Annotated in this window: 7 protein-coding genes; 5 read left to right on the top strand and 2 right to left on the bottom strand. The window is 67.5% G+C overall.

From position 1 onward, the window contains the following. Window positions 1-904: PQQ-binding-like beta-propeller repeat protein (locus DBR34_RS23245; RefSeq protein ID WP_258223955.1), on the top strand; the 904-nt coding region annotated here is incomplete at its 5' end. Between the two features lie 301 nt (window positions 905-1,205). Further along, on the top strand, window positions 1,206-1,604 hold the full coding sequence (locus DBR34_RS14585) for a transposase (RefSeq protein WP_258223954.1): 399 nt from the start codon (window positions 1,206-1,208) through the stop codon (window positions 1,602-1,604). A gap of 294 nt (window positions 1,605-1,898) precedes the next feature. Here DBR34_RS14585 and DBR34_RS14580 read toward each other — a convergent pair whose 3' ends face one another. Then, window positions 1,899-2,288 (bottom strand): DUF3037 domain-containing protein, encoded by a 390-nt coding sequence (locus tag DBR34_RS14580; protein WP_128097326.1) that lies wholly within the window; start codon window positions 2,286-2,288, stop codon window positions 1,899-1,901. Beyond that, the gene (locus tag DBR34_RS14575; RefSeq protein WP_128097325.1) at window positions 2,266-3,042 is read right to left on the bottom strand and encodes a HipA family kinase; all 777 of its coding nucleotides are present in this window, start codon (window positions 3,040-3,042) and stop codon (window positions 2,266-2,268) included. The genes DBR34_RS14580 and DBR34_RS14575 overlap by 23 nt, the downstream gene beginning before the upstream one ends. Window positions 3,043-3,133: 91 nt before the next feature. Between DBR34_RS14575 and DBR34_RS14570 the strand changes: the two genes are divergently transcribed. The 3 genes from DBR34_RS14570 (at window position 3,134) to DBR34_RS14560 (ending at window position 6,590) form a co-directional block, all read left to right on the top strand. Next, on the top strand, window positions 3,134-3,502 hold the full coding sequence (locus DBR34_RS14570) for a hypothetical protein (RefSeq protein ID WP_128097324.1): 369 nt from the start codon (window positions 3,134-3,136) through the stop codon (window positions 3,500-3,502). 149 nt (window positions 3,503-3,651) lie between these two features. Next, window positions 3,652-6,114 carry a prolyl oligopeptidase family serine peptidase gene (locus DBR34_RS14565; protein WP_128097323.1) on the top strand — a complete coding sequence of 821 codons (2,463 nt, stop codon included), beginning with the start codon at window positions 3,652-3,654 and terminating at the stop codon, window positions 6,112-6,114. A 140-nt stretch (window positions 6,115-6,254) separates the two neighbouring features. Then, on the top strand, window positions 6,255-6,590 hold the full coding sequence (locus DBR34_RS14560; protein WP_128097322.1) for a hypothetical protein: 336 nt from the start codon (window positions 6,255-6,257) through the stop codon (window positions 6,588-6,590). Window positions 6,591-6,761: the final 171 nt, after the last annotated feature.

Below are 6,761 nucleotides of genomic sequence, written 5' to 3'. Positions count from 1 at the left end.
CCGCCGCACCGGCCAGCTGCTCACCCCGGCCGAAGAGCGCAAGGTGCCCACCGGCGGCGTCGAACCCGGGCAGCGTTCGCCCACGCAGCTGTTCTCGCTGTACCACACGCTGCGCAAGCCCGACCTCACCGAGCGCGACATGTGGGGCATCACCCCGATCGACCAGCTGGTGTGCCGCATCCAGTTCCGCAAGGCCAGCTATGAGGGCTTCTACACGCCGCCCACCGCGGACCGGCATTCCATCGAGTACCCCGGTTACAACGGCGGCTCGGACTGGGGCAGCGTGTCGGTGGACCCGCGTCGTGGCGTGATCGTGGCCAACTACAACGACATGCCCAACTACAACCTGCTGGTGCCGCGTGCCACCGCCGACAAGCTGGGCTGGGTGCCGCGCGAAGACGTGCGGGCCGACAAGGGCGGCGCCGAAGGAGCAGGGGACCCGCAGACCGGCACGCCCTACGCGATCGACGTCAACGCCGGTTGGCGCCTGCCGTTCACCAAGCTGCTGTGCAAGCAGCCGCCGTACGGTGGCATCCGCGCGGTGGACATGCGCACCGGCAAGACCCTGTGGGACCGCCCGTTCGGCAGCGCCCGCGGCAACGGCCCGTTCGGCATCCGCTCCGGTTTGCCGATCGAGATCGGGACGCCCAACAACGGCGGCTCGGTGGTCACCGCCAGCGGCCTGATCTTCATCGCCGCGGCCACCGATGACCTGCTGCGCGCCATCGACCTGAAGACCGGCAAGGAACTCTGGCACGCCAAGCTGCCTGCCGGCGGCCAGGCCAACCCGATGATCTACGCCTTCGGTGGGCGCCAGTACGTGGTCATCATGGCCGGTGGCCACCACTTCATGGAAACCCCCGCGGGCGATTACGTGATTGCCTACGCCCTGCCGAAGCAGTGAGTGCACCACAGGTAACGTAGAGCCGGGCTCTGCCCGGCTTCTCAAAAGCCCCGTAGAGCCGGGTTCTACCCGGCTTCTCACAAGCCCCGTAGAGCCGGGTTCTACCCGGCTTGTGCCAGGCGTGTATGGAATCGACGGCAGCCGGGTAGAACCCGGCTCTACGGAGATAGCGCGCCGCGGAAACCCCTGACAGGGCACCGCAGACTCTTCTGCTTCATCGCCTTGGAAACGGGGCGCACGATGCAGACATGGCCAGCCCCTCTCTACAGCGTGGACGCATTTCAGCACCGGCAACTGCTACGTGGTCACCACCGTGACGGCAGGACGCGCCCGCCTGTTCGTCGATACAGCGAATGCACAGGAGGTCATCCACTGGCTGCGCGCCTCGGATGATCAAGGGCGCACCGAATCCGTGGCATGGGTGGTGATGCCGGACCACATCCATTGGATGTTCTACCTGCGCGAAACGCCGCTGGCGATCGTGATGCGCACGTTCAAGTCACGATCGGCAAAGGCGCTCAATAAGTTGAACAAGACCCAGGGCACGCTGTGGCAACCGGGCTACTACGACCAGCTGCAGCGTGACGAGCGCCAACTGATGGCCGAAGCAACCTACATCCTCACCAACCCCGTGCGTGCCGGACTGGCCGCCGGCATGAACGACTATCCCTTCGCCTGGTGTAGATGGCCACCCCCGTAGAGCCGGGCTCTGCCCGGCTGGCCGCAGATGTGCATGGACCGAAAGCCAGCCCCGTAGAGCCGGGCTCTGCCCGGCTGGTTGCAGATGTGCATGGACCGAAAGCCAGCCCCGTAGAGCCGGGCTCTGCCCGGCTGGTTGCAGATGTGCATGGACCGAAAGGCAGCCGGGTAGAACCCGGCTCTACGCGGCTGGCTGCAGATGCGCATGGACCGAAAGCCAGCCGGGTAGAACCCGGCTCTACGCGGCTGGCCGCAGATGTGCATGGTCCGAAAACCAGCCGGGTAGAACCCGGCGCTACGGTACCCGTACCATCTTCGTCAGCAGGTGCGCGACCACGCCGGCCGGGTCGGCGGTGCGGCCTACGTGCGTGCTCGACATCTGCACCACCGAGCTGCGCTTGGCGGTGAGGAAGTGGAAGCGCGCCCGGGCCGGGAGCTGTGCGATCGGGCCGGCGCCCGCGTCGCCACGGCAGATGGCCACGATGGCATCCAGCCACGGCTGCAGGGCGTCCAGGTCCAGGGACGGGGCGAATACGTGCATCCGCGCCGGGTCTATCTCGATCGCCGCTTCCAGGTGTTTGGCACCCGGGCACGACACGATCACCCCGACGTTGATGAACTCTTCGCGTTCCACCCGCGGCACTACGCGGATCACCGCGTAGTCATACGTGTGCAGCGTGGGCACGGACGGCCTCCTGGACGAAGACGGCACGCACCTGCAGGCGGCGCTTGAGATAGTCGATATATGCCTGGCGGTACTGCGCCGGGCTGTCGAAGGCGGGCTCGTCGACCAGCCAGCTGTCCGGCACCACGCCGACGATGCGTTCGATTTCGGCATCAGGCAGCGCGGCGGCCAATGCCGCGTCCACGTCGGCGATCTGCGTTGCGAACGGCAGCAGCACATGGTCGCGGATCAGCACGAACGGCTTTTCGCAGGCTTCGCCGGCGTTGGCCCAATCGTGGTGGAAATACATCGCCGCACCGTGATCGATCAGATACAACTTGCGGTGCCACACCATCAGGTTGGGGTTGCGCGCAGTGCGATCGACGTTGCTGGTCAGCGCGTCGAACCACACGATCCGCGAGGCCAGCTCGGCATCCACCGGCATGGCTGCCGGGTCGTAATTGATCGCGCCGGGCAGATAATCGCTCCCGAGGTTGGTGCCTTCGCTGGCGCGGATCAGGTCCTGGATCTCCGGGTCGGGCTCGGTGCGGGCGAACTCGCGGTCGAGTTCGACGAACATGATCTCCGGGATCGGCAGGCCGACACTGCGCGCCATCTCGCCGGCGATCAGCTCGGCGATCAGCGCCTTGGGGCCTTGTCCGGCGCCCCGGAACTTGAGCACGACCATGCCGTCGTCGTCTGTTTCGACCACGGCGGGCAGGGAGCCGCCCTCACGAAGGGGCGTGATGTAACGAAGGGCGTGGAGTGTGCGCACGGAGCGTCCATTGACGAGGCTGCAGCGTCATCTTACCGTGGCCGGCAGTCCGGTACGGAACCGGGTGCAGGCTGCGGCAAAGGAAGGAAACGTGGGCAAGGGAATGGCAACTCTGGTGCTGGTCGTCCTGGGCGCGCTGGCGCTGTGGTACAGCGGCCTGCTGGATGAATTTCGCGCGGGCAGCAACCTGCAGGCACGGGAAACGTTCTGGCGCGAGCAGGCGCAGGCCGCTGCACTCGACGGCGGCTCCCGCGCAGCGGTCGAGCATTTTGCCGCACGGCATCAGCTGGCCCTGCAGTGCGACGCGGTTCCCGCGGGGTCGGACATCACCGAGTGCCTGGCCGACGATCCGCAGGCCAAGGGCGGCACCGCCACCCATCCGATGACCCTGCAGTTGTTCTTCATGTTCTACGGCGATCGCCTGCACACCTTCACCAGCACCCCGCGCCCGTTGGAATGACAGCGCCGCTGCGCCGGTCGCGTCGCTCCGCAGCTGCGGCGGCGTGCCAGTGCTTTCGGCCCATTCCGACCCGGACGCCCGGTGCTAGATTCGACGTTTGCCCGGCGACGTCCCTGCCGCCGGGTACCCACCATCACAAGGGGACCCACATGCCGATTCGTCGTACCACGCTGGCCGCGGCCGTTGCTGTTGCCACCTTCAGTCTGTTCGCTACCGCGCCGGCCTTCGCCGACTACGCCAAGCCGCCGGAGCACCTGCTCAAGGTGCTCAAGGCCCCGCCGCCGCCGGCGCCCAGCCTGGACCCGAGCGGGCAGCGCCTGCTGCTGACCACCGCGCAGACCTATCCCTCGATCGAGCGGGTGGCCCAGCCGTACCTCAAGCTGGCCGGCGTGCGCCTGGAGCCGAAGAACCGCAGCCGCCATGACACCCAGGGCGGCTATGGCATCCCAGCCTGCGTGGCCGACTTCACCCTGGTCGACGTGGGTACCGCCAAGCACACCAAGGTCGCGTTGCCGCAGGGCTGCGCGGGTGCGGCACAGTGGTCTGCCGATGGCCAGCGGTTTGCGTTCCAGAACGCGGTGGATACCTCGGTGCAGCTGTGGGTGGGCGATGCGGTGACCGGCCAGGTCAAGCAGGTGCCGGACGTGCAGCTCAATCCGATCTTCGGCTACACCCTGCAGTGGCTGGGCGGCGGGCAGCAGCTGCTGGTCAAGCGGGTACCGGCCAACCAGGGCCCGGCACCGACCAGTGGCAACGGACCCGGCGGCCCCGACGTGCAGGAATCGCTCGGCAGCAGCGGCGAGAGCAGCACCTATGAAGCGCGCGATACGCTCACCAGCGCGCACGATGAAAAACTGTTTGCCTACTACGGGCTGTCGCAGCTGGCGGTCGTCGACGTGGCCGCCGGCCAGGTGCGCAATGTCGGCACCCCGGCGCTGTACAACGAGGTCAATGCGGCACCCGATGGCGTGCATGTGCTGACCGAGACCCTCAAGGCGCCGTTCTCCCACGCCGTGACCTACCAGCGCTTCGCCAACGACGTGGCCGTGCTCGACCTGACCACGGGCCGCGCGGCCGCGATCGCCAGCCTGCCTCTGGCCGACCGTGTGCCGGTGCATGGCGTACCCGAAGGCCCGCGTGACTTTGACTGGCGCGCCACCGATCCGGCCACGCTGGTCTACGCCGAGGCGTTGGACAAGGGCGACTGGAAGGTGACAGTGCCGCACCGCGACCGCGTGCTCGCGCTGAAGGCACCGTTCAACGGCAAACCGCAGGAAATCGCCCGCACCGCGCAGCGCTTCGAAGGCATCGCATGGAGCGCCGATCCGGCGGTGTCGTTCCTGTTCGAGAACGACGAGAACCGCCATTGGCGGCAGACCCGCATCGTCGATGTGGACCAGCCGAAGAAGGAAGGTCGCCTGCTGTGGGATCTGTCCAGCGACGAGCAGTACGCCGACCCGGGCAACCTGGTGTTCACGCGCCTGCCCAACGGCGCGTCGGTGGTACGCCAGGACGGCGCGTTCGTGTTCCTGCGCGGGCAGGGCGCCTCGCCGCAGGGCGACCGGCCGTTCCTGGACCGCCTGGACCTGGGCTCGCTGAAGACCGAGCGCCTGTTCCGCAGCGGCGCCGACGCGTATGAGCAGATCCTAGGCCTGACCGCCACGCCCGGCCGCTACCTCACCTGGCACCAGTCGGTGATGGACCCGCCGAACGCGTTCGTGCGCCAGCAGGGCGAGCGCAACGCCGCGGCGAAGGACGGCGAAGCGCAGTACGCCTCCACGGCCACCGCGCTGACCCGACTCAGCGACCCGACCCCGGAAGTGCGCCAGATCCAGAAGCGGCTGGTGACCTACAAGCGTGCCGATGGCGTGGATCTGTCGTTCACCCTGTACACGCCGCCGGGCTACAAGGAAGGCCAGCGCGTGCCGGCAATCCTGTATGCGTACCCGGCCGACTTCGCCAGCGCCGCGCAGGCCGGGCAGGTGTCCGGTTCGCAGCAGACCTTCACCCGGTTGGCGCCGTACCGGCTGATGCTGCTGGCCGGCTACGCGATCATCGACAACGCCTCGTTCCCGATCGTGGGCGACCCGAAAAACGCCTACGACACCTACCTGGAACAGCTGGAAGCCGATGCCAAGGCCGCGGTGGACAAGGCCGTGGACCTGGGCGTGGTGGACCGCAACCGGATCGGCGTGACCGGGCACAGCCATGGCGGCCTGATGACCGCCAACCTGATCGCGCACACCACCCTGTTCAAGGCCGGCGTGGCCACCAGCGGGTCGTACAACAAGACCTTCACCCCGTTCGGTTTCCAGAACGAGCGGCGCTCGGTGTGGCAGGCGCAGGACGTGTACCTGAAGGCGTCGCCGTTCTTCTATGCCGACAAGATCAAGCTGCCGTTGCTGCTGGTCCACGGTGAGGACGACGCCAATCCGGGCACCGAGCCGTTCCAGTCGCGCAAGCTCTACCAGGCCATTCGCGGCAACGGCGGCACCACGCGTCTGGTGATGCTGCCCAACGAGCCGCACTGGTACACCGCGTTGGAGTCCAACGAGCAGCTGGTGTACGAAATGCTCACCTGGTTCGACACCTACGTGAAGAACGCCCGGTAACGTCGACCGTTGCTCGACGGCTGTTGTTGTCCGTCGACTGTTCTTGCTCCACCTCGATCGGCCGCCCTTCAAAAGGGCGGCCGATCGTGTTTGCAGCGCATGCCGGGCACGCACCAACGCATGCGTTATCCTGCGCCGCAATGAATGCTTTCCTGATATCCCTGCTGCTGGCCGTCGCGCCCGCCACCGAACCCGCTGCCGAATCTGCGCCCCCGCCGCCTGCCCCGTTGGCGTCGCTCGGCCTCCGCACCGGCATGGATTACGCACCGGTACGCAGCGCGCTGCTGCAGCACGGCTGGACCGCCGAACCCCACGATTACGACGGCGCGCCGCCCATCGCCAGGTACCCCGAGGTCGACTGCGGCCAAGGGTGGCAGGCGGTGTGCTCGGTGGGGTATCGCAAGGGCGACAACGTGGTCTACCTGGCCATGGACCCGGCGGCCGACGGCCACCTGCGGCTGTTGGGGGCCGAGTGAGCTGAGCGCGCAGGCGCGCGCTGCAGATCTGGACGCGGCCGCTACCGGCAGGCAGAGTGCGCTGGTGACGCGGTGCATGGCCGCACCCGTGGAGAAGCCTGATGCAGACCGGACGAGCAGCACGGTGCGGTGAGCGTGTGCGCGGCGTGCTGGCCCTATGCCTGTTGGTGA

This window comes from Stenotrophomonas sp. HMWF003, from assembly GCF_003061285.1.
GTDB lineage: Bacteria > Pseudomonadota > Gammaproteobacteria > Xanthomonadales > Xanthomonadaceae > Stenotrophomonas > Stenotrophomonas maltophilia_AP.
This window is presented reverse-complemented; position numbering and strand designations above follow the sequence as displayed.

Coding starts and splice junctions, on each gene's coding strand:
- DBR34_RS14560 (WP_128097322.1), top strand. CDS start 6,255: ATGAATGCTTTCCTGATATCCCTGCTGCTGGCCGTCGCGCCCGCCACC.
- DBR34_RS14565 (WP_128097323.1), top strand. CDS start 3,652: ATGCCGATTCGTCGTACCACGCTGGCCGCGGCCGTTGCTGTTGCCACC.